We start from the raw sequence: 25,397 nt of genomic DNA on the forward strand, positions 1-25,397 counted from the left end.
CCTCCCTCAGCGGATACGCGAGAAATGGTCGGCCATGGCGGCGATCTCCGCATCCGTGTAGCCGCGGGCGATGCGCCCCATGATCGTGCCGGGGCGTTCATTGGCGCGGAAGGCGACCATGATCGCCACCAGCTCCGCCCGGTCGCGCCCGGCGATCGGCGCGGCGCCGGCCACGCCCTTGCCATCGGGGCCGTGGCAGCCGAGGCAGGCCTCTGCGGCCAGCGGCGCCTGCGCGGCGGCGGCGGCGGGAAGTCCGGCGATGGCGAGCGCGAACAGCGATCCCGGCAGGGCCTTGAGCCGCATTCTGGTCTCCCGTGGCGTGGCGTGATGACGCGGACGTTACGCATTTCGCCCCTGCGTCAAAGCGAAATGTTTGGCGTCTCCGCAGCGTCTGCGGGGCGTGGCGTGCGTGCTCCGCGGGGCCTGGCGCGGGAGAAGAAATTGGCGCGGCGGCCCGGCCCGGCCCGCGCGCATCGGATCGCCGACGGCGCCGATCAGCCCGCCAGGCCGAAGGCGGGGCGCAGCCGCAGCCCCACCCAGTTCCCCGCCAGCGCCGGCAGGATCCAGCCCCAGCCATGCAGGCTGCCCGAGGCGATCCCCGCCACATACGCGCTGATGTTGCAGCCCGAGGCCACCACCGCGCCGACGCCCAGCAGCAGCCCGCCCAGCGCGGAGGCCGCCGCATGGCGCCACGGCATCGCGAACCGCGGCGCGAAGCGGCCCGCGAGCCCCGCCGCCAGCAGCGCGCCCGCCATCAGGCCGAGATCCATCACCGTGATGCGGTCCGCCGCGATGGGGCGGAGGATGGCCTCGGCGCGGGTGGGGTCCTCCCAGAAGGGCCAGAAGGCGGGGTCGTCCCAGCCGAAGGCTTCCACCGCGCGCGACCCCCAGAGCGGGAAGGCGGCGGTGATCACCCAGGGCCGGCCGGCGAGCCACAGTGTCAGCAGGTTCAGCGCCGCCAGCGCGACCGCGCCCCACAGCATCGGCCAGGGCCCGCGCAGCAGCCCGCCGCCGCGCCAGGGCAGGGGTTCGGCCACGCCGTGCCGGCGCCGTTCCGCCAGCCAGGCGACGAGCGCGGCCGCGGCCAGCAGCGCCAGGCTGAGGCCCAGCGCCGGCCACAGGCCGAAGATGCCGGGCAGCGTGGCCGGCGGCAGCGCGGGCAGCGTCGTCCAGGCCTCGGACTGCCAGGCGGCGAGGGTCGCGCCGGCCACGAAGAAGGCCAGGGTCAGCAGCATCCGCAGGCTGCCGCCGCCCGCCGTGTAGAGCGTGCCGGACCCGCAGCCGCCGCCCAGCTGCATCCCCACGCCGAACAGGAAGGCGCCGACCACGACTGCGACGCCGAGCGGGAACACGATCCCGCGCACCGGCGCGCCGGCCAGGCTGCCGTGGTCGATCGCCGGCAGCATCAGCACCACCAGCAGCGCCAGCATGGCCAGCTGCGCCCGGACGGCGGCGGAGCGTCGGTGCGCCAGCAGCGCGCGGAAGCCGCCGGCGAAGGAGAAGGTCGCGTGGTACAGCGCGATGCCGAGCGCCGCGCCCACCCCCCACAGCGCGGCGTGTCGCCAGCCCTGGCCGTGCCCGAGCCAGGCGGCGCCGCACGCGAGCACGGCCACGCCCAGCAGGATCGGCGCGCGCGCCATGGTCACGCCGCCGCGCTGTGCGTCAGACCCGTTCGCTGATGCGGATCGCCACCTTGCAGCCGGCCTTGATGGCGGCGCTCAGCAGGCGATAGGCGGGGGCCTGCTCGGCCTCGTTTTCCAGGCCGATGTCGCGGTGCTCCAGCTCCTCGGCGCGGAACTGGGCGATATGGGCCTTGAGCTCGGCCTCGTCATCGCCGAGCGCGTCTTCCTGCGCGCGGTAGTGTTCGTCGATCGCTTCCTCGACCGCCACCGTGCAGGCCATGGCGCCGCGGTGGCCGAGCAGCGCGGTGGCGGCGCCGAGCGCGAAGCCCGCCACGTGCCAGATCGGCAGCAGCGCGGTGGGGCGCACGCGGCGCTGTCCGATCAGACGGGAGAAGGTATCGAGGTGGACCTGCTCCTGTTCCTTCATGTGCTCGATCATCGGGCCGTATTTGGTGCGGCCGAGCACCGCGAGCTGCCCCTGGTAGATGCGCTTGGCGCCGTATTCGCCGGCATGGTCGACGCGGATGGCGCGTTCCACGTATTCGCGCGGGGTGGGGTCGCCGGGCAGGCGCTTCTCGCCGGTGGTGCGGGTGGTCATGCGGGTCGTCCTTTCCGGGCCAGGGCGAGGGCCAGCAGGCCGAGCCCTGCGCCATAGATGAGGTTCATCGCGGCCATGGAAAGCGGCAGGCCGGCGATCAGGTAGGTGGGCGCGTCGCAGGGCTTGGTGGGCGTGGCGGCCAGCCCGCGCAGCATGTCGTCGATCGACAGCGCGGCGCCGGCCGTGGGCGCGGCGCAGCCCGGCAGCGGGGAGGGCCACCAGCCTTGCTCGACCCCCACATGGAAGCCGCCGATCGCGGCCGAGGCGAAGGCGGCCAGCCCGGCCAGGGCAAGCAGCACGGCGCGCGCGCGCCCGGGCAGCAGCGCCGCGGCCGCCGCCAGGCCCGCCGCGGCCCAGTAGGGCCAGCGTTGCCACAGGCAGAGCGCGCAGGGCGCCAGGCCCCACCAGGTTTCGCTCGCCAGCGCGAACAGCGGCGCGGCGGCGGCGAGGGCGGCGATCGGGAGGGTGCGGAGCATGGCCGGTGTGTGTGTCGCGCGGGACGCGCGCGGGTGCAACGGTGCGGGACGCGCGCGGGCGCAACGGCGCGGGACGCGCGCGGGTGGCAACGGCTGCCGGACGCGCGCGGGTGCAACGGCGCGGGACGCGCGCGGGTGCAACGGTGCGGGACGCGCGCGGGCGCAATGGCGCGGGACGCGCGCGGGTGCAACGGCTGCGGGATGCGCGCGGGCGGACGGGCAGGGGCGAATCATCTTGCGACATCGGTGTGTTCCGTGTTCGCATCGAACATCGCGCTTCGAAACCACCAAGACCCAACCATCGAGAGCAGGGAGCGACGCCCATGGGCTACTGGGGAGGGCAGGACGGTGACGACACCATCACGCCCGGCTTCATCTCGGAATGGGTCCTCCCGCCCTTTTCCGGCTTCCCGTCGGCCGGCCTCGATCGCCTGAGCGGCAAGGGCGGCGACGACTACCTCGATGGCGGCGGCGGGGCCGACACGCTGCGCGGCGAGGAGGGCAACGACACCCTCGTCGTGCGCCAGGGTGGCGAGTTCAGCGGCGGCACGGGCGACGACCTCATGCTCGTGGTCTCGGCAGGCGCCGGCACGGTGATTGCCGGCGGGCTGGGTAATGACAGCCTCGACGCCCAGACCGCCGTCGACATCACGGGTGCGTCGCTGGTGTCGCTGGAATACCTGCTGCTGGATTCGTTCGACCTGACCCTGACCGGGGCCCAGCTCGACAGCTTCGGCGTGACCGCCGCGGATGGCTCCGCCACCACCGGGCAGCTGGTGCTGAGCGGCGGCGGGGCCGCGCAGACCGACCTGCGGGGGCTGCTGGTGCTGAACATCACCGGCTCCAGCGCGGATGAGCGCCTGCTGTTCACCACCAGCACCTCGACCAATACGCGGATCAATGTCGATGGCGGGCTCGGCAACGACAGCATCGTGGCGGCCGAGGGCAACGACACGCTGGTGGGCGGGTTCGGGCTCGATACGCTGGTGGGCGGCGCCGGCGCCGACCGGCTGACCGGCGACGACGCCAATGACCGGCTCGCCGGCGGGACCGGCAGCGACACGCTCGATGGCGGGGCGGGCGTGGATGTGATCGCGGGCGATTCCGGCAGCGACCGCCTGACCGGCGGGTCCGGCCCGGATCGCTTCCACTACGCCTTCGCGTCCGAGGGCACGGACACCATCACCGACTTCGTGCGCGGCAGCGACCTGATCGAGATCGATGCCAGTGGCTTCGGCGGTGGGCTGGTCGCCGGCGCGTCGCTTCCGGCAGCCAGGCTGGTGGTCCATGCGTCGAGCCTGGCGACGGCGCCGGCGGGCACCGGACAGTTCATCTTCAACACGGTCACGGACCGGCTGAGCTGGGACGTCGACGGCGCCGGCGGCGCCAGCGCCGTGACGATCGCGGTGCTGACCGGCCAGGTGACCTTCGCGACATCGGACTTCGCGCTGATCTGACGCCGAGACAGCGGCTGCGGCGGCCGCGCGCCGCGCTGCCGCGGTCCGGTCCGGTCTGGCGGCGTCCGCGGCCGGGTGCTCCCCAGGGGTCGGGTATTGCTCTAGCCTCCGTCGCGGACATGCGGGAGGACGCGATGCGCAAGCTGTGGGGCCGGGCGAGTTCGTCCAATGTGATGAAGGTGCTCTGGACGCTCGACGAACTCGGGCTGGACTACGAGCGCATCGATGCCGGCGGCGCCTTCGGCCGCACGCGCGATCCCGAATACCGCGCCATGAACCCGATGGGCCTGGTGCCGACGTTGCAAGAAGGCGACGGGGCGGACGGCTGGGCGCTGTGGGAGAGCAACGCCATCGCGCGCTACCTGTGCAACCAGTACGCCCCGGGCGGCCCGCTGTACCCGGCCGCGCCGCGCGCCCGCGCCGCGGTCGAGACCTGGATGGACTGGACGCTGGGCCACGTCACCGCGCCCATGGTCACCATCTTCTTCACCCATGTCCGCATCCCCGAGCCCGACCGCGACTGGCAGGCCGAGGGCAAGGCGCGCGAGGATTGCGGCCGGCTGTGGAAGATCGTGGATGCGGCGCTGGCCGGCCGCCGCTTCCTGTGCGGGGATGAGCTGACGCTGGCCGACATCGCGCTGGGCTGCTGGGTGCATCGCTGGCATGTGCTGCCGATCGCGCGGCCCGACCTGCCGAACCTGGCGCGCTACTACGATGCGCTGAAGACGCGGCCTGGCTTCACCACCCATGTCGCCCTGCCGCTGGCCTGAACCAAGGGAGGACTGCATGACCCGCACCACCACCAGCCACGCCGCCGAGGCCGATTTCCAGCGCGGCCTGCGCGCCTTCTTCGAATACCGCGACCTGGGCATCGCCAAGGCCACGGAGGGCGCCTTCGGCGCGCATGTGATCCGCGGCATCCCCGGCGCGCACGCGACCGGCGCCTGGCACACGCACGACCTGCCCTTCCAGATGTTCTTCGTGCTGAAGGGCTGGGTGACCTTCGAATACGAGGATATCGGCGTGAAGACCTTCCACGCCGGCGACAGCTGCTACCAGCCGCGGCTGGTAAAGCACCGCGAGATGGCGCATTCGGAGGATGTCGAGATCCTGGAGATCACCGGGCCGGCGGAATTCGAGACCAGGGAAGTGTCCGCGCCGGCCGCGGCCGCGGAATAGGCACGACCCGGGCGGCGCCGCCCTGGGCGGTGGCCGCGGGACCGGCCGCCGTGCCGGCTGCGCGCCAGCGCCGCACGGGATGGCGCGCGACGAATTGAAATGCGCCGGCGGGGACAGTAGGTTGCGCCGCCGGCCCGCCGCGGCGGCGGCATCGCGGGCGTGGCGGAATTGGCAGACGCGACGGGCTCAAAATCCGTTTCTGGCAACAGAGTGTCGGTTCGACCCCGACCGCCCGCACCACCGCCTTCCGCGCGATGGCGCCGCGCTCCATCGCATCAGCCCGGCCAGGCCCAAGCCGTCACGTCGTAAGCGCCGTCCTGTCGGCCACCGTCGCGCCGCCCGCGCCGCGCTGCAGACAACCCTTGCGTTCCAGCCTGCCGAGCGCGCGCGACAGTGTCTCCGGCGTCATGCCGAGTCGCGCGGCGATCGCGCTGCGCGGTTCGGGCAGCAACGCGTTCCCCGCACCGGCTTCCTCCGAGACGCGCCGCGCGACGAAGCGCGCGACGCGATCCTCGGCGCTGCGCAGCTTCAGGTCGACCACCTGGTCGACCATCAGCCGCCAGTGCCGCGCGAGAAGCTGCGTGGTGGCGCGGCACAAGGCGTGCGATCGGCTGACGCCGTCGCGGAAGACATCGGCCGGGATCATCAGCACGCGCACCTCGGTCAAGGCCACGGCCGAGGCGAGGTAGGGCAGGTGGAGCATCACCGCGGGCGCGAGGAACAGCTCCCCGGGCCCGAAGAATTCGACCATCGTGCGCCCGTCCCCCTCGGCCGCGGCCTGCAGGCCGACGCTGCCCTCCAGCAGCATGTGCACGAAGTCGGGCTCGTCGCCCTGTTCGAACAGCGTGGTGCCGCGCGGCAGGAGCTGGGCGAAGCTCGGGCGCAGGATCTCCGTCATCGCGGCGGCACCGGCCGCCTGGAAGAAGGGCGCGTTCTCGACCAGGTGCCTGGCGCGCGAGGCTTGCTGCATGAAGCGTCTCCGACGATGCGCCATGGATGCGACGCCGCGTCACTGCACGCATTGATCTGCGTCAACCGACGAACTGACCCCGGACATCGGGCGCCTTGCCGCAATCGGGCCGGGCGCGAATTCCGCGGCCGCGCGCCGGGATGACTTGATCCGGATCAACTCGAAGGCGGGGTCGCGGACGCCACACCTGCGCCGAGTTCGACAGGATCACGGAGAAGGGCATGTCCCAGGCATCCACGGCACCAGACCCCGGCGCGCAATCACGCGCGCTGTGGCTGTCCACCATCGCCTTCACGGTCTGCTTCGCGGTCTGGACGATCTTCTCGATCATCGGCGTCCAACTGAAGCGCGACCTGGGGCTGAACGAGACGCAATTCGGCCTGCTGGTCGGCACGCCGATCCTGACGGGCAGCTTGATCCGCCTGATCCTGGGCATCTGGGCGGACCAGTATGGCGGGCGCGTGGTCTATACCGGCACCATGGTGTCGGGGGCGGTGGCCACCTTCCTGCTGGTCTTTGCCTATGACTACCCGACCTTTCTGCTGGCGGCGCTGGGCGTGGGCATCGCCGGCGGGTCCTTCGCGGTCGGCATCGCCTATGTGTCTAAGTGGTTCCCGAAGGAGAAGCAGGGCACCGCGCTCGGCATCTTCGGCGCCGGCAACGTCGGCGCGGCGGTCACCAAGTTCCTCGCCCCCGTGATCATGGTGGCCTTCGGCTGGAAGACCGTCGCGATCGTGTGGGCGGTCGCGCTGCTGGTCACCGCGGCGGCCTTCTGGTTCTTCACCGATGACGATCCCGACCTCGCGCGGCGCCGCGCGACGGGTCAGAAGCCCGAGCCGATCTCGGCGCTGATGGAGCCGCTGAAGAACATCCAGGTCTGGCGCTTCAGCCTGTACTACTTCTTCGTGTTCGGCGCCTTCGTCGCACTCGCGCTGTGGCTGCCGCGCTACATCATCGACACCTACGGCTTTTCGATCACCACCGCCGGCATGATCGGCGCGGCGTATTCGGTGCCGGCCTCGATCTTCCGGGCCTATGGCGGCGTGTTGTCGGACAAGTATGGCGCCAGGCGCATCATGTACTGGACGCTCGGCGTGTCCGTGCTGGTCAGCTTCATCCTGTCCTACCCGCCGACCACCTATGTGGTGCAGGGCATCCGCGGGCCGATGGAATTCCGCCTCGAGACCGGCGTGATCCCTTTCATCTTCCTGGTCTTCGTGCTCGGCTTCTTCATGAGCCTGGGCAAGGCGGCGGTCTACAAGCACATCCCGGTGTATTACCCGAACCGCGTGGGCCCGGTGGGCGGCGTGGTCGGGCTGATCGGCGGGTTGGGCGGCTTCATCCTGCCGATCGTCTTCGGCATGCTGAACGACCTGACCGGCATCCGGCAGTCCTGCTTCATGCTGCTGTTCCTGATCAGCGCGGTCGCGCTGGTGTGGATGCACATGGCGATCCTGCGGATGGAGCGCGAGGCCGCCGCGCCGGCGCTCGCGAAGCTGCCCGAACTGCCGGAGATGCAGCCGATCCATGGCGCGGCGCAGGAAGGCGCGCTGCGCGGCCACGCCATCACCGATTGGCGGCCGGAGGATGCGGGCTTCTGGGACATGCAGGGGCGCGCGATCGCCAGGCGTAACCTGTGGGTCTCGATCCCGTGCCTGCTGCTGGCCTTCGCGGTGTGGATGGTGTGGTCGGTGGTGGTGGCGAAGCTGCCCGCGGTCGGCTTCCGCTTCGATACCGCGCAGCTGTTCTGGCTGGCCTCGCTGCCCGGCCTGTCCGGGGCGACGCTGCGCATCTTCTATTCCTTCATGCCGCCCATCTTCGGCGGGCGGCTGTGGACCACGCTGTCGACCTGGTCGCTGATGATCCCGGCCCTGGGGATCGGCTTCGCGGTACAGAACCCCGAGACACCGTACTGGGTGTTCCTGGCGCTGGCGCTGCTGTGCGGCTTCGGCGGCGGCAACTTCGCATCGTCGATGGCCAACATCTCCTTCTTCTTCCCGAAGAAGGAGAAGGGGAACGCGCTGGCGCTCAATGCCGGCCTGGGCAACCTCGGCGTCAGTGTCGTGCAGTTCGTGGTGCCGCTGGTGATCACCGCGGGGGTCTTCGGCTTCCTCGGCGGCGATCCGCAGGCGGTGCAGGGTGGCTCCACGCTGTGGCTGCAGAATGCCGGCTTCGTCTGGGTGCCCTTCATCGCGGCGGCCGCCTTCGCGGCCTGGTTCCGCATGGATGACCTGTCCAGCATGAAAGCGTCGTTCTCGGACCAGGCGGTGATCTTCCAGCGCAAGCACAACTGGATCATGTGCTTCCTGTACACCGGCACCTTCGGGTCGTTCATCGGCTACTCGGCGGGCTTCCCGCTGCTGTCGCGGACCCAGTTCCCCGAGGTGGATGCGCTGCAATTCGCCTTCCTCGGACCGCTGGTGGGCGCGCTGTCGCGCTCCATGACGGGCTGGGTGTCGGACAAATGGGGCGGCGGGCGCGTCAGCCTGCTGGTCTTCGTCGCGATGGCGGCGGGTGTCTACGGCGTCATCCACTTCATCGGCATCAAGGACCAGCCTGGCGCGTTCCTCGGCTTCTTCGCCAGCTTCATGTTCCTGTTCTTTGCCTCGGGCGTGGGCAATGCCTCCACCTTCCAGATGATCCCCGCGATCATGGGCAAGGACATGGCGCGCCTGATGCCCGAGGCGGACGCGACGCAGCGCCGCGTGCAGGCCGAGAAGGAGAGTGCGGCCATCATCGGCTTCACCTCCGCCGTCGCGGCCTATGGCGCCTTCTTCATCCCCAAGAGCTACGGCACCTCGATCGCCATGACCGGCAGCCCGGTCGCGGCGCTGTGGGGCTTCTTCGCCTTCTACCTGATCTGCATCGCCGTCACCTGGGGCGTCTACACGCGCCGCGGCGGCGTGCTGCACGACATCGAGCGCGGCCGCCCGAGCGGCCCCGCCTTGCCCGCATGACGCGAAGGGAACCAGCACGATGAGCCACTTCCTCGATCGCCTGACCTACTTCAAGAAGTACGCGGGCACCTTCAGCAACGGCCATGGCGAGACCACGACCGAGAGCCGCGCCTGGGAGGACGCCTACCGGTCGCGCTGGGCGCACGACAAGATCGTGCGCTCCACCCACGGCGCCAATTGCACCGGGTCGTGCTCCTGGAAGATCTACGTCAAGGGCGGGATCGTGACCTGGGAGACGCAGCAGACCGACTACCCGCGCACGCGCCCCGGCCTGCCCAACCACGAACCGCGCGGGTGCTCGCGTGGCGCGTCGTACAGCTGGTACCTCTACAGCGCGAACCGGGTGAAATACCCGATGATTCGCAAGCGCCTGCTACGCCTGTGGCGCGAGGCGAAGGCGCTGCACGCCGATCCGGTGCTGGCCTGGAAGTCGATCCAGGACGACACGACGAAGCGCCGCGAATACCAGCAGGTGCGCGGCCAGGGCGGCTTCGTGCGCGCCACCTGGGACGAGGCGGAGGAGATCATCGCCGCGGCCAATGTGCACACCGTGAAGCAGCACGGCCCGGACCGCGTGTTCGGCTTCTCGCCCATCCCGGCGATGAGCATGGTCAGCTACGCCGCGGGCAGCCGGTACCTGTCGCTGATCGGCGGCGTGTGCATGTCCTTCTACGACTGGTACTGCGACCTGCCCCCGTCCAGCCCGCAGACCTGGGGCGAGCAGACCGACGTGCCGGAATCGGCCGACTGGTACAATGCCGGCTTCATCATGATGTGGGGGTCGAACGTGCCGCAGACGCGCACGCCCGACGCGCATTTCATGGCCGAGGCGCGCTACCGCGGCACCAAGGTGGTGACCGTCACGCCCGACTATTCCGAGGCGTCGAAATTCGCCGATCTGTGGCTGCACCCCAAGCAGGGCACCGACGCCGCGCTGGCGCTGGCGATGGGCCATGTGATCCTGTCCGAATGGCATGCGAAGGGGCGTGGCGACTACTTCATCGACTATTGCCGCCGCTATTCCGACATGCCGATGCTGGTGATGCTGACCGAAAAGGACGGCCGCCTGGTTCCTGACCGCCAGCTGCGCGCGAGCGACCTCGCGGAGAATGCCGGCCAGGCCAACAACCCCGACTGGAAGACCGTCGCGGTGAACGACGCGACCGGCGCGCCCTATGTGCCGACGGGGTCGGTCGGCTTCCGCTGGGGCGAGCAGGGCAAGTGGAACCTGGAAGGCCGCGACGGCGCGACCGGCGAGGAAGTCACGCCGTGCCTGTCGCTGGCCGGCGGCGATACCGCGCCGGTGACCTTCCCGTATTTCGGTGATGGCGCCGTCGCCTTCTTCAACCCGACCAACCTCGGCGACACCGTCACGCACGACGTGCCCTTCACCACCGTCACGCTGGCCGATGGCAGCACGGCGAAGGTCGCGACCGTCTATGACCTGTTCCTCGCCAATTACGGCGTGACCGGCGCGGCCGACTACAACGCCATGGCGCCCTATACGCCCGCCTGGGCCGAGGCCGTCTGCGGCGTGCCGCGCCAGCAGATCATCACCGTGGCGCGCGAATTCGCCGACAACGCCGAGAAGACGCGCGGCAAGTCGATGATCATCCTCGGGGCCGCGCTGAACCACTGGTACCACTCGGACATGAACTACCGCGGCATCATCAACCTGCTGGTGATGTGCGGTTGCATCGGCCAGTCCGGCGGCGGCTGGGCGCATTATGTGGGGCAGGAGAAGCTGCGCCCGCAATCGGGCTGGATCCCGGTGGCCTTCGCCACCGACTGGGCGCGCCCGCCGCGGCAGCAGAACGCCACGTCCAGCTGGTACGCGCATACCGACCAGTGGCGCTACGAGACGGTGCAGGTGGCCGACCTGCTCTCGCCCACCGCGCCCAAGCCGATGACCGGCGCGCTGATCGACTTCAACATCCGCGCCGAACGCATGGGCTGGCTGCCCTCCGCGCCGCAGCTCGTGCGCAATCCGCTGGGCATCGCCGCGGAAGCCGAGGCGGCCGGGATGCCGGTGCCGCAATACGTCGCGTCCTCGCTCAAGGCCGGCACGCTCGAGATGTCCTGCGAGGACCCCGACCATCCGGCGAACTGGCCGCGCAACCTGTTCGTGTGGCGGTCGAACCTGCTCGGCTCCTCGGGCAAGGGGCACGAGTATTTTCTCAAGCACCTGCTCGGCACCCAGCACGGCGTGCAGGGCAAGGATCTCGGCGAACAGGGCATGACGAAGCCCGAGGAAGCCGCCTGGCACGACGAGGCACCGAAGGGGAAGCTCGACCTGCTGGTGACGCTCGATTTCCGCATGAGCACCACCTGCATGTACTCCGACATCGTGCTGCCGACGGCCACCTGGTACGAGAAGCACGACCTCAACACATCCGACATGCATCCCTTCATCCATCCGCTGTCCGCAGCGGTGGACCCGGCCTGGGAGAGCCGCACGGACTGGGCGATCTTCAAGGGCATCGCCAAGCGCTTCTCGACCATGTCGCAGGGGCATCTGGGCGTCGAGCGCGACGTGGTGCTGACGCCGCTGATGCATGACAGCCCCGGCGAGCTCGGCCAGACGCACCTGGTGCGCGACTGGAAGAAGGGCGAGGTCGACCCCATCCCCGGCAAGACCATGCCGGCGGTCACGGTGGTCGAGCGCGACTACCCCAATACCCATGCCCGCTTCGCGGCACTCGGTCCGCTGATGGATAAGCTCGGCAACAACGGCAAGGGCATGACCTGGAAGACCGAGCACGAGGTTGAATTCGTGCGCCACCTCAACGGCACGGTCGAGGTGCCCGGCGTGGACGGCAAGCTCGCGAAGATGGAAACCGACATCGACGCCTGCGAGACGCTGATGCACCTGGCCCCCGAGACCAACGGCCATGTCGCGGTGAAGGCGTGGGAGTCGCTCGGCAAGTTCACCGGCCGCGACCACACGCACCTGGCGAAGTCGAAGGAGCACGAGGCGATCCGCTTCCGCGACGTGCAGGCGCAGCCGCGCAAGATCATCTCCTCGCCGATCTGGTCGGGGCTGGAGAGCGAGGAGGTCTGCTACAACGCCGGCTACACCAACGTGCATGAGCTGATCCCGTGGCGCACGCTGACGGGGCGACAACAGCTCTACCAGGACCACCCCTGGATGCTCGCCTTCGGGGAGGCGCTGTGCCTGTACCGCCCGCCGGTGGACCTGCGCGCGCACGGCCCGATGCATGGCGTTAAGCCGAACGGCAACACCGAGGTCGCGCTCAACTTCATCACGCCGCACCAGAAATGGGGCATCCACAGCGTCTACACGGACAACCTGCTGATGCTCACGCTGTCGCGCGGCGGGCCGATCGTGTGGCTGAGCGAGACCGATGCCGCGACCATGGGCATCGAGGACAATGACTGGGTCGAGGCCTTCAACGTGAACGGCGCGCTGTGCGCGCGCGCCGTGGTCTCCCAGCGCGTGCCCAAGGGCATGATCATGATGTACCACGCGCAGGAGAAGATCGTGAACGTGCCGGGCAGCGAGATCACGCATGCCCGCGGCGGCATCCACAACTCCGTCACGCGCACCACGGTGAAGCCCACGCACATGATCGGCGGCTACGCGCAGCTCGCCTACGGCTTCAACTACTACGGCACGATCGGCACCAACCGCGACGAGTTCGTCATTGTCCGCAAGATGGCCAATGTCGACTGGATGGACGGCCCGCGCGTGACACCCCAGGCATCAGACCTCAAGGCGGCGGAGTAACGGCCATGAAGATCCGCGCTCAGATCGCGATGGTGCTCAACCTCGACAAGTGCATCGGCTGCCACACCTGTTCGGTCACCTGCAAGCAGGTGTGGACCAGCCGCGAGGGCGTCGAATACGCCTGGTTCAACAACGTCGAGACCAAGCCCGGCATCGGCTATCCCAAGGACTGGGAGAACCAGGACAAGTGGAAGGGTGGCTGGAAGCGCAAGCGGAACGGCCAGATCCAGCCGCGTATCGGGGCCAAGTGGCGCATCCTGGCGAACATCTTTGCCAACCCGAACCTGCCCGAGATCGACGACTACTACGAGCCCTTCACCTTCGACTACACGCACCTGCAGACCGCGCCGGAGAGCGAGACCATGCCGGTGGCGCGCCCGGTCAGCCTGCTGACCGGCGAGCGCATGGAGATCAAGTGGGGCCCGAATTGGGAGGAGATCCTCGGCACCGAATTCGCCAAGCGCTCGAAGGACCGCAACTTCGAGGGCATCCAGAAGCAGATGTACGGGCAGTTCGAGAACACCTTCATGTTCTACCTGCCGCGGCTGTGCGAGCACTGCCTGAACCCGGCCTGCGTCGCCGCCTGCCCGTCGGGGTCCATCTACAAGCGCGAGGAAGACGGCATCGTCCTGATCGACCAGGAGAAGTGCCGCGGCTGGCGCATGTGCGTCTCCGCCTGCCCCTACAAGAAAATCTACTACAACTGGCAGTCCGGTAAGGCCGAGAAGTGCATCTTCTGCTACCCGCGCATCGAGGCCGGCGAGCCCACCGTGTGCTCGGAAACCTGCGTGGGCCGCATCCGCTACCTGGGTGTGCTGCTGTATGACGCCGACCGCATCGAGGAAGCCGCGTCCACCGAGAACGAGCAGCAGCTCTATCGCAAGCAGCTCGAGATCTTCCTCGATCCCTCCGACCCGAAGGTGATCGAGCAGGCGCGGGCCGATGGCGTGCCGGAGGCCTGGCTCGAGGCCGCGCGCCTCAGCCCGACCTACAAGATGTGCATCGACTGGCAGATCGCCTTCCCGCTGCACCCCGAATACCGCACGCTGCCGATGGTCTGGTACGTCCCGCCGCTCTCACCGGTGCAGTCCGCGGTCGAGGCCGGCCATGTCGGCTGGAAGGACGGCCTGCCGGACATCGAGAGCCTGCGCATCCCGGTGAAGTACCTGGCCAACCTGCTGACCGCGGGGGCCGAGGCGCCGGTGGTGCTGGCCCTGCAGCGCATGATGGCGATGCGCATGCACATGCGCGCGCGCACCGTCGAGAACCGCGAGGATCTCGAGATCCTGGCCAAGGTCGGCCTCAGTGCTGAACAGGTCGAGGACATGTACCAGACCCTGGCGATCGCCAACTACGAGGACCGCTACGTCATCCCCACCACGCACCGCGAATACGCCGAGAACGCCTTCGACCTGAAGTCGTCCTGCGGCTTCTCCTTCGGCCAGGGCTGCTACGACGGGCGCAGCGTGGGCAACCTGTTCAGTGCATCCGGTCCCTCGGCCGGGCGCATGGCGCCGCCGCGCATCCGCGAGGCCAACGAGGCCGCGCAACAGCAGCCGGAGACCGCGAAGTGAACAAGCGCCTCGCCATCCTCTCGCGCCTGCTCCGCTATCCCGAAGCCGAGCTGCGCGCGGACCTGCCCGACATCGCCGCCGCCATTCCCGGGGCGGGCTTCCGCGCTGACTTGGTACCGCGACTGCTGCGCCTGCCGCGTCGCCTGATGCAGGGCGACGGCCTCGACCGCGAGGAGGAATACGTCCGACTGTTCGACCGCGGCCGCGGCACGTCATTGCACCTGTTCGAACATGTGCACGGGGACACCCGCAACCGGGGGCCCGCCATGATCGAACTGGCGCAGGTCTACGAGCAGGCCGGCTACGCGCTCGATGCGCGCGAATTGCCGGACTTCCTGCCGCTGTTCCTCGAATTCTGCGCGGTGGCGCCGGACGAGGTGGCGCGCAACCTGCTCAGCCAATGCGCGCCGATCCTCGATGCGCTGCATGCACGCATGATCGCGCGTGGCAGCCGCGAGGCGCGGCTCTATGCCGTGCTGCTCGCCGCCACGCTGGCGGAAATCGGCAGCACGCCGGCGGCCAAGGCCGATGCCGAGGCCGAGCGCAGCGACGCCGAGGAATTCGCCGAGCTCGACGCCGCCTATGAATCGGAACCCGTGGTCTTCGGCCCGGAATCCGACCCGGACAGGGAAGGCGCGCGCGCCAAGGTCGCCGCCATGATCCAGCGCCTGCGGCATTTCCGCGGGCCCTCCGCCAACGCCCGCTGAAGGAGAGCGACGATGTTCGCCATCTGGGACGGCTTCACCGACTACCTCCACGGCTTCCTGTTCGGGATCTACCCCTACATCTGCCTGGGCGTCTTCGTCATCGGCTCGCTCATCCGCTTCGACCGCGACCAGTACACCTGGCGGTCGGGCTCGTCGCAGATGCTGCGCGCGCGGCAGCTGCGGCTGGGCAGCAACCTTTTCCACTTCGGCATCATCTTCCTGTTCTTCGGCCACTTCATCGGGCTGCTGACGCCGCACTGGGCCTATGAATGGGCGATCGAGCCCTACCAGAAGCAGCTGGTGGCGATCACCGCCGGCGGCATCGCGGGCGCGGTCTGCTTCGTCGGCCTGACCATCCTGCTGCATCGCCGGCTGTACGATGAACGCATCCGCCGCACCTCGACCTACGCCGACACCTTCATCCTGCTGCTGCTGTGGGTGCAGCTGTCCCTCGGCCTCATCACGCTGCCCTTTTCGCTCGGTCACAGCGATGGCTCGGTGATGCTGCAGCTCTCGGCCTGGAGCCAGGCGATCGTGACCTTCCAGCCCGGCGCGGCGGACCTCATTCGCGGGCTCGACTTCCCGTATTTCGCGCATCTCGTGCTCGGCATGACGCTGTTCCTCGTCACACCCTTCACGCGCCTCGTGCACATCTTCTCCGCACCGGTCTGGTACCTGTTCCGGTCGTGGCAGATCGTGCGCATGCGCGGCGGCGCCACCACCAGGCCCGGCCCGGTGGCGCGCCCCGGCACGCAGGCGGCGGAGTAGGCGCCATGGCCGTTCATTTCCACGCCCCGCCGCCCAAGGCCGCGCCCCCGCCTGCGCAACCCAGCACGGCCCTGCCCGAACACGACATCATCGTGAACGGCACGCCCATCACGCCGCGCGAGGTCGCCGCCGAGATGCAGCACCACCCGGCACCCTCGCCCGAAGCCGCCTGGACCGAGGCGGCGCGCGCCCTGGTCGTGCGCCGCCTGCTGCTCGATGCCGCGCGCGACGCTGCCCTGGCCGATGAGGACGAGGACGCCACCATCGACGCGCTGCTGCGTGCCGAGGTCACCATCCCCGAACCCGATGATGCCGCCGCGCGCCGCTGGCACGCGGCACATCCCGAACGCTTCGGCACGCCGGAATCCTGGGACGCTTCCCACATCCTGCTCGCCGCCGACCCCGAGGACGACGCCGAACGCACCGCCGCGCGCAAGCAAGCCGAGGCGCTGCTGGCCGAGATACTCGCCACGCCGGGCGCGCTGCCGGACCTGGCGCACCGCCACTCCGCCTGCCCGTCGCGCGAACAGGGCGGGCACCTGGGCCGCATCGAGCGCGGCAGCACCGTGCCGGAATTCGAGACCATGCTCGCCGGCCTCGAACCCGGCCAGGTCTGCCCGCTGGTGGTGCCGACGCGCTACGGCATGCACGTGATCCACCTGCACCGCCACACGCCGCGGCGCGACACCGCCTTCGACGACGCCCGCCGCGCGGTGCTCGACGACCTTCGCCGCGCCGCCTGGCAGGCGGCGGTGCGCCAGTACATCGCCGTGCTTGCCGCGCGCGCCACGATCGAAGGATTCATCCTCGGCGCGGAAGGGGAGGCGCGTGCGGATGGGCCGCTGGTCAACTGAGCGCGGGCGCATCCCGCGATGCGACCCCACGCGATCCGGCCGCGCTGCGCGGCGGGACTGACCGCCATGGCTGACGCCCCCGCCGTGCCGCCGGCGCCGCGCAGCAGCGCGCTGCACCGCCTGGTCGATGGCTTCGACCGCTTCCGCGGCCAGCATTTCGAGCAGGACCACGACCTGTACGATGCGCTGCTCGACGGCCAGCGTCCCGAGGTCATGATCATCGCCTGCTCCGACAGCCGCACCGACCCGGCCATCATCACCGGTGCGAAGCCCGGCGAGCTGTTCGTGATCCGCAATGTCGCCGCGCTGGTGCCGCGCCACGAGGCCGACCATCGCCCGCGCGGCACATCGGCGGCGATCGAGTTCGGCGTGAAGGCGCTAGGCGTGCGACACATCATTGTGCTCGGCCATTCCTTCTGCGCCGGCGTGCGCTGCCTGCTGGAGCACGACCACGGCGGCGCGCGCTTCGAATTCGTCTCGGACTGGGTGAACATCGCGCGCGAGGTGCGCGACGAGATGGACGGGCTGGTGACCGATGCCGACCGCGCGGTGATCGCGCGCCGCGCCGAACAGGCGACCGTGCTGACGAGCCTGCGCCACCTCGCGACCTACCCCTTCATCGCCGAGGGCATCGCGGCCGGGCGGCTCGCGCTGCATGGCTGGTACTTCCACTTCGGCTGGGGGCTGCTGCAAGCGGCACAGACGCCGCTCGGCCCGTTCCGGCAGGTCGACAGCGGCACGCCGCCCGCGCCGGCGGTCGGCCACGCCGATGGGGCCGCGCCGCCGCCATGCCCTCGGGCAGGTCGCGCGGCGGCGCGTCGCTGCGACGCTCCCGCACCGTCCATCGCCCCGCGCCACCCGTGAACGCCGACTGAAGGCCCGTCCGCGCCGCCCGGATGGGTGGTCGCAGGCCGGCGCGAAACCACCCCCTATCCCGACCAGGCGGCCGCGATAGACTCGACGCCATGATGGCCCCCTTGCCCCGGTCCTGGCCGCTGGTGCCGATCGTCGTCCTCGGCCTTGGGCTGGTCATGGCGGCGGCGGTTGGGCATGTCGCCGATCCCGGCGCGCTGTGGCGCGATCCCTACCACGATCGCCATTCGCATCTTGCCAGCGCGATGACGCTCTCGCTCGCGCTGCGGCTTGGCGATCCGGTGGCCTTCGTGCTGGAACTCGCGCGGCCGACCGTCTGGCCGCCGTTGCAGGCGCTGGCGCTCGGGGCCTGGATGGCGGTCGTCGGGCCAGGCGCCAGCTGGGCTATCCTGCCGTCGGTGCTCGGCTGGGCGGTGACGCTGGTGACGCTGGCCATGCTGGCCGCGCGGAGCTGCGCGGACCCCTCGCGTGCGGCGCTCGCCGGCGGGCTGGCGGTGGCGCTGGCGGCGACCAGCCCCGCCATGGCGCGGCTCGGCACGGATGCCATGATGGAACTGCCGGGCGCGGCGCTGACGCTGCTGGTGTTGTGCGCCGCGACGGCGCGGCCGGTGCCCTGGCGGTGGCTCGCGGTGCTGCTGACGTTGTTGGCGCTGCACAAGTACAACTACTGGATCATGGCGGTGGCGGCGCTGCTCCTGGCCGCGACCCCGCAGATCCTGCCCTGGGCGAGGCAGCTGCTGCGCGCGGTCGATCGCCGCCGCGCGACGGAGGATGCGCCGCTCCGGCTGGCGGCCCTGGCGCTCGCGGTCGCGGCCCTTGGCCTTTCCGTCGATCCCGCCTGGCGGGTGGGCGGCGTGCTGGTCCTGCCGGCACACGTCGCGGTGCTGGCCTGGGGCATTGCGCTGCTTGCCGCCGCGCGCGCCTGGCGGCGGCGCGGCGCGGCCTTCGACGTGGCGTTGGGCGACCCGGCGCGCATCCTGCTGGCCTGGCACGCCTGGCCGGTCGCGCTGTGGCTGCTGGTGCCCGGCAAGCTGCCGGCGCTGCTGGGATTCCTGTCGCCCGGCCATGCCGGCGCGACGGCGCCGCATGGGCTGATCGACGCCATTGCCTTCCATTGGCAGGGCTTCGCGCAGGGTTTCTCGCCCCATCCGGCCATCGCCGCGGCTGTGCTGGTGTTCGCCGTGCTGGGTGCGCGGCGCGCGCCCCTGGCGCTGGTCTCCTTCGCGGCGATCGGCGTGCTGGCGCTGGTGCTGCACCCGCAATTGCAGTGGCGCTTCCAGGCCACGGTGCTGCCCGTGGTGTGGCTGCTGGCAGGCCTCGGGGCCGCGGCGCTGCTGCCGCGCATGGCGCCGGCCGTGGCGGCGGCGCTGCCTTGCCTGGTCGCGCTGCTGCTCGTGGCGCTGCCCACCCCGCCGCTGGCCGATGCCGCCGCCATCCGGCGGCCGGATGCCCCGCGCGATCTCGACCTCGTTGCCGCCTGGGATGACATGCCGGTCGCGGCGGGCGGCGTGCTGGTGCTCGCCAGCATCGGCCGTTCGGATCTGTTCGACTGGACGTTGCGTCTGCGCTGCCGCTGCCTGGCGCCTGTCGAGCAACCGCCCTGGCTGGAATTCGGCGATGCCCCTGCGCACATCGCCATCGGGTCGAGCGCCGCGCCGGTGCTGCTCGCGGTGACCATGCCGGCGCCCTATGCCGTGGCGGGGCGGGACGCGCCGGCTGACCTGCCGGTGGCGGCGGTGCTGGCGGCCCAATCGCGCTATGTGGAAGCGGTCGCACGGGAGGCACCCTTGCACGACGCGCGCGTCGCGTGGTGGCGCGCAACGCGGCCGCCCGCCGCACCGCCGCCGCGCCGACGCGGGTTGATCGAACTCGCCGCCGCGCTGCTGGGGCTCGCGACCATCGCGACGCTGGCGTGGCCGCGCCGCGCCGGAGGCACCCCTTGCGCATCGGCCTGATCCTCGAGACCTGGGACCGCGCCGGCGGCGGCGCCGAACGCTGGACCGCGCAACTGCACGACCATCTGCGCCGCAGCGGCCACGAGGTGCACGTCATTGCCTTTGCCGCGCGCGATCGCGACGGCATCGCGGACCTGCACCTGCTGGACGACCCGGGCACGCTGCTTGGCCGGGCCGAGGCCGTCGCCGACGCGACCGCGCGCCTGCCGCCCATGGTGCTGCACGACAGCGGCACTGGATGGTCCGCGCATGTGTTCCACCCGCAGACCGGTTCGCGGCTGCTCAGCCTCGAACGCATGATGTCCGCGCGCGGCGTGCGCGAACGCCTGCGCTGGCGGGTCGACCCGCGCATGATGCGGCTGCGCCGCGCCATGGCGCTGATCGAGGCCCGCGCGATGCGCCGGGCCGAACGCATCGTCGCCGTCTCGCAGGCCTTGCGGCGACTGTTCGTCGCGAGCCACGGCGTCGCGCCGGATCGCATCGCGGTCATTCCGAACGGCGTGGACACCGCGCGCTTCGCACCGGACCGCCTGGCCCCGCTGCGCGACGCGGCGCGCGCCCGGCTCGGGCTGCGCGGGGAGGAGCTGATGCTGCTCGCGGTCGCGCACAACCTGTGGCTGAAGGGGGTGGACGTGTCGCTGCGCGCCCTCGCCCTGGCGCGGCGGCGCGGCATCGCGGCGCGCCTGGTGGTGGCGGGCGGCGTGCCGGATGACGAGTGGCGCGCCCTGGTCGCGCGGCTCGGCCTGGCCGATTCCGTGGTATTCGCCGGCGAGGTGGCGGCGATCGAGCCGCTGTTGGCCGCAGCCGACGTGATGCTGCATCCGACGCGCTGGGATGCCTGCAGCCTCGCGACCATCGAGGCGATGGCAGCCGGCCTGCCGGTGGTGAACGCCGCCGCGAATGGCGCGTCCGACCTGATCGCGGATGGCGCGAACGGCTTCGTGCTCGCACGGTCCGACGATGCCGGGCGGCTGGCGGCGCTGGTGCTGGCGCTGCGCGATTCCGGCCTGCGCGCGCGGATCGGCGCGGCGGCTCGGCGCAGCGCGGAAGCCGCCGACCTCGCGGCGAATTGCCGGGCGGTCGAGGCGGTGCTGCTGTCCTGCGGCGGCCTGCTGCCTCACACCGAAGGATAGGCCGCCTTCAGCTTCGCCACGAGCGGTTCGAGATAGGTCGCGCGGGAGACGCGCCCCTGCGTCTCGCGCACCACCTCGGCCTCGTGGTGCAGCAGGCGGGAGGTGTACCAGCAGTGGAACACGCCGCCCGCCACCGTCGGCACATTGGGATGCCCGACATCGAAGTCGCGGCTATGCGCGATCTCGTGCCCGATCACGCCGCGCCCGGCGGCGAGCACGCGGATCGTCGCCTCCTCGCCGGTGTCGGTGTCCTCGCCACGCAGCTTCCGCAGCACCACGAGCCCGCCGAGGTCGGACTTCCGGAACGCCATGAAGTGCGGGTGGATGTACCAGCCATGCGGGTTGCCGCGGTGCGGGCTGCGGAACACCGCGCCGGCGATCGGCCGCGCATCGTCGATCAGGTCGACGCTGGTGGCGAGCCAGTCATCCGCGACCGGGAAGGCATCGGAATCGAGCAGCACGATGTGGTCGTGCCGCGCCGCGCGGGCGCCGCGCTCCGCCGCCTCGCCATGGCGGTGCCCGGCGCGGCGCAGCCAGTTGCGCTGCACCACCAGCCGCATGTCGGGCTGCGAGCGCACCCAGGCCTGCGTGCCGTCGCGGCTGCCCTGGTCGACCACGATGATCTCATGGGGCCGGTCGCGCAGCGTGGCGCGCACCCGATCCGCCAGCAGCCGCGTGAAGAACAGCCCATCACGCGTGACGGTCAGGATGCTGACGGGGCGCGCGTCCATGCGGTAGCTTCCCTCTCATGCGGACCCGCGGCGGGGCCGCGCAGGAACGGATCCCGCATGGCCTGCCCCGCGGTCAGCGTCGTGATGCCGGTGCGCGACGGCGCGCGCCATCTCGAGGACGCGGTGGCGAGCATCCTGCGCCAGACCCACGGCGACTTCGAATGCATCGTGTGCGACGACGGATCGGCCGACGCCACGCCGGACATCCTCGCGCGGATGGCGCTGGCCGATGCGCGGCTGCGGGTGCTGCGGCTGGAGCGCGCGGGGATCGTGCCGGCGCTCAATGCCGGCCTGGGTGCCGCGCGCGCCGATTGGGTGGCGCGGATGGATGCCGACGACATCGCCGCGCCCGACCGGCTGGAACGCCAGCTGGCGGCCGCCGCGCGATACCCGGACGCCGCCGCGATCGGCACCGGCTGGCGTGTGGTCGGACCAGGCGGCAGGGTGCGTCGCGTGATCGTCCCGCCGGTCGAACCCGGCGCGATCGCGGCGGCGCTGATGCACCACAATCCGCTGGCGCATCCGACCATGCTGCTGCGGCGCGACGCGGTGCTGGCGATCGGCGGCTACCGCGGGGCCTTCCGCAGCGCGGAGGACTACGACCTGTGGCTGCGCCTGGCGGAACGCCATCCGCTGCGCGCCATCCCGCATGTGCTGCTCGACTACCGCGAACATGCCGGGCAGGCGGCGTGGCGGGAGGTCGAGCATCGCGTGCTGGCGGAACTGGGCGCGCGCGCGGCGGCGCGGGCACGGCGCGCCGGCCGGCCCGACCCGGCCACGGGTGCCTCGGTCATCGACCGCGCCTGGCTGCGCGCGGCAGGCGTCGAGGATGCCGAGGTGGTCGCCACGCTGATGTCGCGCGCGCTCGGCACCGCGAAGGATGCGCTGGCGGCCGGCGAGGGAGCGGCGGCGCGGGCCGCGCTGCGCCTGCTGCGCGCGCAGCCGGGGCTGCGGGTCCGCACGCGCATCCACGCGGCGCTGCTGTTCCTGCGCAGCCTCCCGCTCATGCCAGCGCCTGCGCGATGATGTGCTCCGCCGCGGCGGGCCAGGTCTCGAATCGGAAGCCGTCGCGGATGCGGGCCTCCCACGGCGCGCGCGCGGCGGGGTCGGCGATCCAGGCGCCGAGCGTGTCGGTCCAGGCATCGACATCGAGCGGGTCGAGGCAGGGCGCGAGGCCCGCCGCGGTCTCCGCCACCGCGCCGCCGGTCGAGGCGATGACGGCCTTGCCCTGCGCCATCGCCTCGATGATCGGCAGGCCGAAGCCTTCCGCGCGCGAGGGATAGAGACAGAAGGCCGCGTCGCGATACAGCCGCGCCAGCAGCGCGTCCTGCGCGGTGTCGAGATGCACGAGGCGGTTCGCCGGATCGGCGCCGAGCGCATCGAGACGATCGAGCAGGGCCTCCACCTTCCAGCCACGCCGGCCGACGAAGACCAGGTGGAAGCTCGCCTGCTGCGGCACGCCGCGCGCCAGCAGCGCCTGCCAGGCCTCGGCCAGCACCGCGTGGCCCTTGCGCGGTTCCAGCGTGCTGACGAACAGCGCGAAGCGCCCGGCGGCGAGCGGCGAAGGCAGGTCCGGCAGCGACCGCGGCGCCGGCGGCGGCGCGTAGCCGAGCGGCACCACCACGGGCGCGACATCACCGAGGCCTTCCGCCGCGGCGAAGTCGCGCAGGTCCCGCGCGACGCAGTGCGCGTTGCACAGGATGCGGTCCGCGCCGGGGATGACCGCGCGCCAATACGCGCCGAAGCGTGCCACGTCGTCGTCGAAGAACCATTCGGGATGCACCAGCGGCAACAGGTCGTAGCACATCGCGACCAGGCGGAAGCCGTGCCGTGCGCGCAGGTCCACGAAGGCGCGCCCCTTGCGCTGCCAGTCGGGGCCGGCGGAGATCACGGTGTCGCCGGGGCCGAGCGCCAGCGGCGGGCCCAGCGCGCTGCGCCACGGCACCACGCCGATGCGCCGCCCCGCCGCATCCACGAAGGGCGGCTGGCGCATATGGCGGCCGAGCAGTCGCGCCATCGCCGCGCCCGCGAGCGGGACGCCGGCCAGCCGCGCGCGCTCCAGCGCCATCGCCAGGGGGTAGCGCGGCGCGCGCAGCCGCTGCCACATCGGCAGATGCCGGCGCACATCGACCCAGATGGTGTCGAGCACGTGGTCCGGCCCTAGCAGCCTGTCGCGCCAGCGCGGCAGCACCGGGCGCAGCGTGCCGTGCAGCGGGTCGTGCACCACGATCTCCACGGCGCCGCCGCGGCGCAGGGCCTGCAGCGCGACCTCGCGTTCCGCCCGCAGGATCCCGACCGGCGGGCCGAGCCAGCGCGCGGAAGCCGAGACATCGACGATCAGCCGCGCCACGGTGCCATGATCTCCCGCGCCAGCGTGGCGAGGTCGAAGGCGGCGGGCGCGAGGCCCAGGGCGCGGAGCAGGCCGGGGTCGCCGACCACGCGGGCCGGGTCGTCGCGCCGCGCACCATCCTGCCGCGGCAGCACCGTGACGGGCACGCCCCGCGCCGCCGCGAGCGCGGCGATCCATTCGCGCACCGCGATGCCGCGGCCGGAGCAGAGATGCAGCAGCGCCGGCAGCTCGCGCGCCCGCGGCGCGAGGCGCATGACCAGCCGCGCCACCTCCGTGACCGGAAGATAGTCCCTCTCGCGCTCCGGCCCGGCCACCCGCACGGCGCCGCCGGCGGGCGGCATGGCGGCGATCTCGGCGGCGATCCGGCCGAGCAGCATGGCGGCCGGCGCGCCGGGGCCCGCCGCGGTGAACAGCCGCAGCACCGCGCCCGGCGCGCCGGACTCAGCAAGATATCGCTGCACCGCCAGGCTTGCCGCATGCTTCGCGCGGCCATGGGGCGAGGACGGCGCGCAGGGCCAGGATTCCGGCAGCGGCCCGGCCCCGGCATCGATCGGGCCGAATTCCGCGGCGCTGCCGAAGGCCAGCAGGACCGGCGGCGCGCGCTGCCCGGACAGGGCTGCGAGAAGCGCCCGCGTGCCGGCGACGGTGACGGCCTCGTGGTCCTCCGGCGGTGCGCCGGGTGCCGCGGCGGCCAGGTGCACCACCAGCGCCGGGCGCAGCGCCACCAGCGCCGCGGCGATCCCCTCGGCATCCGACGGCCCGGCGACCGCGACATGGTCGGCGGCGTCGCCGCGCCGCGCCGCGCCGATGGTCGCGACGCGCCAGCCCGCCCCGCGCAGCGCCGCGACGATCCCGCGGCCGAGGAAGCCGCGCCCGCCGGTCACCAGAGCGGTATCGAAGCTTGGTTCCATGCACCTCCGCGGCCGCGACGCGGAGTTCCGCCTTGGCGCCGCGCCATGGTGGCGTTACGAGAACAGCGTGGCAACGGCGCTTCTCCCCATGATTGCGCGGCCGGGGCGCGGCATCGCTGCCGGGCCGGGCCGGAGCATGGGCGCCGCGCCATGAAGCTCTGGCTCGATGTCGAGGACCTGTTCGCCTATGCCGCGCATCATGCACGGCCGAGCGGCGTGCAGCGCTTGTCCTGCGAGATCGCCGCCGCGCTGCTGCGCGACCATCCCGGCCGCATCGGCTTCCTGCGCCATGGTCCGGGCAGCGATGGTTTCCGCGAGGTGGCGCCGGCGGCCGTGACGGCGCTGTATGCGCGCATGGCGGCGGCGCCGGGTGCGCCCCCGCCGGTCCCGCCGGACCCATCGCCGGCGGCAGTGTCGCGGCGCCTCGGTTGGGTGCCGCGCGAGATCCGCCAGCCGCTCGGGCGCGCCGCGCGGGCGCAGGCGGCGGCGCTGCGCGCGGGGGCGGCGGCAGTCACCGCGCTGCCGGCGCTGTGG

21 protein-coding genes, 1 tRNA gene and 1 pseudogene are annotated in these 25,397 nt (G+C 71.6%); 15 read left to right on the plus strand and 8 right to left on the minus strand.

Annotation, left to right across the window (positions count from 1 at the left end):
* Positions 1–6: 6 nt before the first annotated feature.
* The 4 genes from LQ222_RS20540 to LQ222_RS20555 form a co-directional block, all read right to left on the minus strand.
* Positions 7–303, minus strand: coding sequence for a c-type cytochrome (locus LQ222_RS20540; RefSeq protein ID WP_230168718.1), 297 nt, complete (start codon positions 301–303; stop codon positions 7–9).
* Positions 304–494: 191 nt separating this feature from the next.
* Complete coding sequence (locus LQ222_RS20545) at positions 495–1,640, minus strand: YeeE/YedE thiosulfate transporter family protein (protein ID WP_230168738.1); 1,146 nt, start codon at positions 1,638–1,640, stop codon at positions 495–497.
* 22 nt (positions 1,641–1,662) lie between these two features.
* A complete protein-coding gene (locus LQ222_RS20550) occupies positions 1,663–2,220 on the minus strand; it encodes a demethoxyubiquinone hydroxylase family protein (RefSeq protein WP_230168719.1) in 558 nt (185 codons plus the stop codon).
* Positions 2,217–2,696, minus strand: coding sequence for a disulfide bond formation protein B (locus tag LQ222_RS20555; protein ID WP_230168720.1), 480 nt, complete (start codon positions 2,694–2,696; stop codon positions 2,217–2,219). Before LQ222_RS20555 ends, LQ222_RS20550 begins: the two co-directional genes overlap by 4 nt.
* Positions 2,697–3,019: 323 nt before the next feature.
* Here LQ222_RS20555 and LQ222_RS20560 point away from each other — a divergent pair, with 323 nt between their 5' ends.
* The 4 genes from LQ222_RS20560 (at position 3,020) to LQ222_RS20575 (ending at position 5,572) form a co-directional block, all read left to right on the plus strand.
* Complete coding sequence (locus LQ222_RS20560; protein ID WP_230168721.1) at positions 3,020–4,153, plus strand: calcium-binding protein; 1,134 nt, start codon at positions 3,020–3,022, stop codon at positions 4,151–4,153.
* Between the two features lie 134 nt (positions 4,154–4,287).
* Positions 4,288–4,923 (plus strand): glutathione S-transferase family protein, encoded by a 636-nt coding sequence (locus tag LQ222_RS20565; RefSeq protein WP_230168722.1) that lies wholly within the window; start codon positions 4,288–4,290, stop codon positions 4,921–4,923.
* A gap of 16 nt (positions 4,924–4,939) precedes the next feature.
* On the plus strand, positions 4,940–5,332 hold the full coding sequence (locus LQ222_RS20570; RefSeq protein ID WP_230168723.1) for a cupin domain-containing protein: 393 nt from the start codon (positions 4,940–4,942) through the stop codon (positions 5,330–5,332).
* Between the two features lie 153 nt (positions 5,333–5,485).
* Positions 5,486–5,572, plus strand: a tRNA-Leu gene (locus LQ222_RS20575).
* Between the two features lie 58 nt (positions 5,573–5,630).
* Here the strand turns inward: LQ222_RS20575 and LQ222_RS20580 are convergent.
* The gene (locus tag LQ222_RS20580; RefSeq protein ID WP_230168724.1) at positions 5,631–6,302 is read right to left on the minus strand and encodes a cyclic nucleotide-binding domain-containing protein; all 672 of its coding nucleotides are present in this window, start codon (positions 6,300–6,302) and stop codon (positions 5,631–5,633) included.
* 221 nt (positions 6,303–6,523) lie between these two features.
* Here LQ222_RS20580 and LQ222_RS20585 point away from each other — a divergent pair, with 221 nt between their 5' ends.
* The 9 genes from LQ222_RS20585 to LQ222_RS20625 all read left to right on the plus strand — a co-directional run bounded on the left by LQ222_RS20585 (position 6,524) and on the right by LQ222_RS20625 (position 20,871).
* Positions 6,524–9,259 carry an MFS transporter gene (locus LQ222_RS20585; RefSeq protein WP_230168725.1) on the plus strand — a complete coding sequence of 912 codons (2,736 nt, stop codon included), beginning with the start codon at positions 6,524–6,526 and terminating at the stop codon, positions 9,257–9,259.
* A 19-nt stretch (positions 9,260–9,278) separates the two neighbouring features.
* Positions 9,279–13,007 carry a nitrate reductase subunit alpha gene (locus LQ222_RS20590; RefSeq protein WP_230168726.1) on the plus strand — a complete coding sequence of 1,243 codons (3,729 nt, stop codon included), beginning with the start codon at positions 9,279–9,281 and terminating at the stop codon, positions 13,005–13,007.
* Between the two features lie 5 nt (positions 13,008–13,012).
* Positions 13,013–14,581 carry a nitrate reductase subunit beta gene (narH, locus tag LQ222_RS20595; protein WP_230168727.1) on the plus strand — a complete coding sequence of 523 codons (1,569 nt, stop codon included), beginning with the start codon at positions 13,013–13,015 and terminating at the stop codon, positions 14,579–14,581.
* Complete coding sequence (gene narJ / locus LQ222_RS20600) at positions 14,578–15,288, plus strand: nitrate reductase molybdenum cofactor assembly chaperone (RefSeq protein ID WP_230168728.1); 711 nt, start codon at positions 14,578–14,580, stop codon at positions 15,286–15,288. The genes narH and narJ overlap by 4 nt, the downstream gene beginning before the upstream one ends.
* Before the next feature lie 12 nt (positions 15,289–15,300).
* The gene (gene narI / locus LQ222_RS20605; RefSeq protein ID WP_230168729.1) at positions 15,301–16,056 is read left to right on the plus strand and encodes a respiratory nitrate reductase subunit gamma; all 756 of its coding nucleotides are present in this window, start codon (positions 15,301–15,303) and stop codon (positions 16,054–16,056) included.
* Positions 16,057–16,061: 5 nt separating this feature from the next.
* A complete protein-coding gene (locus LQ222_RS20610; RefSeq protein WP_230168730.1) occupies positions 16,062–16,910 on the plus strand; it encodes a peptidylprolyl isomerase in 849 nt (282 codons plus the stop codon).
* A gap of 66 nt (positions 16,911–16,976) precedes the next feature.
* On the plus strand, positions 16,977–17,774 hold the full coding sequence (locus tag LQ222_RS20615) for a carbonic anhydrase (protein WP_230168731.1): 798 nt from the start codon (positions 16,977–16,979) through the stop codon (positions 17,772–17,774).
* 113 nt (positions 17,775–17,887) lie between these two features.
* A complete protein-coding gene (locus LQ222_RS20620) occupies positions 17,888–19,738 on the plus strand; it encodes a hypothetical protein (RefSeq protein ID WP_230168732.1) in 1,851 nt (616 codons plus the stop codon).
* Positions 19,723–20,871 (plus strand): glycosyltransferase family 4 protein, encoded by a 1,149-nt coding sequence (locus tag LQ222_RS20625; RefSeq protein WP_230168733.1) that lies wholly within the window; start codon positions 19,723–19,725, stop codon positions 20,869–20,871. Before LQ222_RS20620 ends, LQ222_RS20625 begins: the two co-directional genes overlap by 16 nt.
* Here LQ222_RS20625 and LQ222_RS20630 read toward each other — a convergent pair.
* Positions 20,856–21,602, minus strand: a complete 747-nt coding sequence (locus LQ222_RS20630) for a glycosyltransferase family 2 protein (protein ID WP_230168734.1) — start codon at positions 21,600–21,602, stop codon at positions 20,856–20,858. The two genes, LQ222_RS20625 and LQ222_RS20630, sit on opposite strands and share 16 nt — an antisense overlap.
* Positions 21,603–21,659: 57 nt before the next feature.
* On the opposite strand from LQ222_RS20630, the gene LQ222_RS20635 reads away from it, so the two are divergent.
* Entirely contained in the window at positions 21,660–22,628 is a 969-nt protein-coding gene (locus LQ222_RS20635) for a glycosyltransferase (protein ID WP_230168735.1), read from the plus strand.
* Here the strand turns inward: LQ222_RS20635 and LQ222_RS20640 are convergent.
* Positions 22,606–23,952, minus strand: coding sequence for a glycosyltransferase family 1 protein (locus LQ222_RS20640; protein WP_230168736.1), 1,347 nt, complete (start codon positions 23,950–23,952; stop codon positions 22,606–22,608). The genes LQ222_RS20635 and LQ222_RS20640 overlap by 23 nt on opposite strands.
* Complete coding sequence (locus LQ222_RS20645; protein ID WP_230168737.1) at positions 23,940–24,863, minus strand: NAD(P)-dependent oxidoreductase; 924 nt, start codon at positions 24,861–24,863, stop codon at positions 23,940–23,942. Before LQ222_RS20645 ends, LQ222_RS20640 begins: the two co-directional genes overlap by 13 nt.
* Positions 24,864–25,013: 150 nt before the next feature.
* On the opposite strand from LQ222_RS20645, the pseudogene LQ222_RS20650 reads away from it, so the two are divergent.
* Positions 25,014–25,397, plus strand: a pseudogene (locus LQ222_RS20650) (hypothetical protein); the annotation flags it as partial.

The sequence above is a fragment of the Roseomonas sp. CECT 9278 genome, from assembly GCF_918698155.1.
Taxonomy (GTDB): Bacteria; Pseudomonadota; Alphaproteobacteria; order Acetobacterales; family Acetobacteraceae; genus Neoroseomonas.

What these genes read in the sequence shown, in the direction of transcription:
- LQ222_RS20540 (WP_230168718.1), bottom strand. Translation starts at nt 303, where the DNA reads ATGCGGCTCAAGGCCCTGCCGGGATCGCTGTTCGCGCTCGCCATCGCC.
- LQ222_RS20545 (WP_230168738.1), bottom strand. Translation starts at nt 1,640, where the DNA reads ATGGCGCGCGCGCCGATCCTGCTGGGCGTGGCCGTGCTCGCGTGCGGC.
- LQ222_RS20550 (WP_230168719.1), bottom strand. Translation starts at nt 2,220, where the DNA reads ATGACCACCCGCACCACCGGCGAGAAGCGCCTGCCCGGCGACCCCACC.
- LQ222_RS20555 (WP_230168720.1), bottom strand. Translation starts at nt 2,696, where the DNA reads ATGCTCCGCACCCTCCCGATCGCCGCCCTCGCCGCCGCCGCGCCGCTG.
- LQ222_RS20560 (WP_230168721.1), top strand. Translation starts at nt 3,020, where the DNA reads ATGGGCTACTGGGGAGGGCAGGACGGTGACGACACCATCACGCCCGGC.
- LQ222_RS20565 (WP_230168722.1), top strand. Translation starts at nt 4,288, where the DNA reads ATGCGCAAGCTGTGGGGCCGGGCGAGTTCGTCCAATGTGATGAAGGTG.
- LQ222_RS20570 (WP_230168723.1), top strand. Translation starts at nt 4,940, where the DNA reads ATGACCCGCACCACCACCAGCCACGCCGCCGAGGCCGATTTCCAGCGC.
- LQ222_RS20580 (WP_230168724.1), bottom strand. Translation starts at nt 6,302, where the DNA reads ATGCAGCAAGCCTCGCGCGCCAGGCACCTGGTCGAGAACGCGCCCTTC.
- LQ222_RS20585 (WP_230168725.1), top strand. Translation starts at nt 6,524, where the DNA reads ATGTCCCAGGCATCCACGGCACCAGACCCCGGCGCGCAATCACGCGCG.
- LQ222_RS20590 (WP_230168726.1), top strand. Translation starts at nt 9,279, where the DNA reads ATGAGCCACTTCCTCGATCGCCTGACCTACTTCAAGAAGTACGCGGGC.
- narH (WP_230168727.1), top strand. Translation starts at nt 13,013, where the DNA reads ATGAAGATCCGCGCTCAGATCGCGATGGTGCTCAACCTCGACAAGTGC.
- narI (WP_230168729.1), top strand. Translation starts at nt 15,301, where the DNA reads ATGTTCGCCATCTGGGACGGCTTCACCGACTACCTCCACGGCTTCCTG.
- LQ222_RS20610 (WP_230168730.1), top strand. Translation starts at nt 16,062, where the DNA reads ATGGCCGTTCATTTCCACGCCCCGCCGCCCAAGGCCGCGCCCCCGCCT.
- LQ222_RS20615 (WP_230168731.1), top strand. Translation starts at nt 16,977, where the DNA reads ATGGCTGACGCCCCCGCCGTGCCGCCGGCGCCGCGCAGCAGCGCGCTG.
- LQ222_RS20630 (WP_230168734.1), bottom strand. Translation starts at nt 21,602, where the DNA reads ATGGACGCGCGCCCCGTCAGCATCCTGACCGTCACGCGTGATGGGCTG.
- LQ222_RS20635 (WP_230168735.1), top strand. Translation starts at nt 21,660, where the DNA reads ATGGCCTGCCCCGCGGTCAGCGTCGTGATGCCGGTGCGCGACGGCGCG.
- LQ222_RS20645 (WP_230168737.1), bottom strand. Translation starts at nt 24,863, where the DNA reads ATGGAACCAAGCTTCGATACCGCTCTGGTGACCGGCGGGCGCGGCTTC.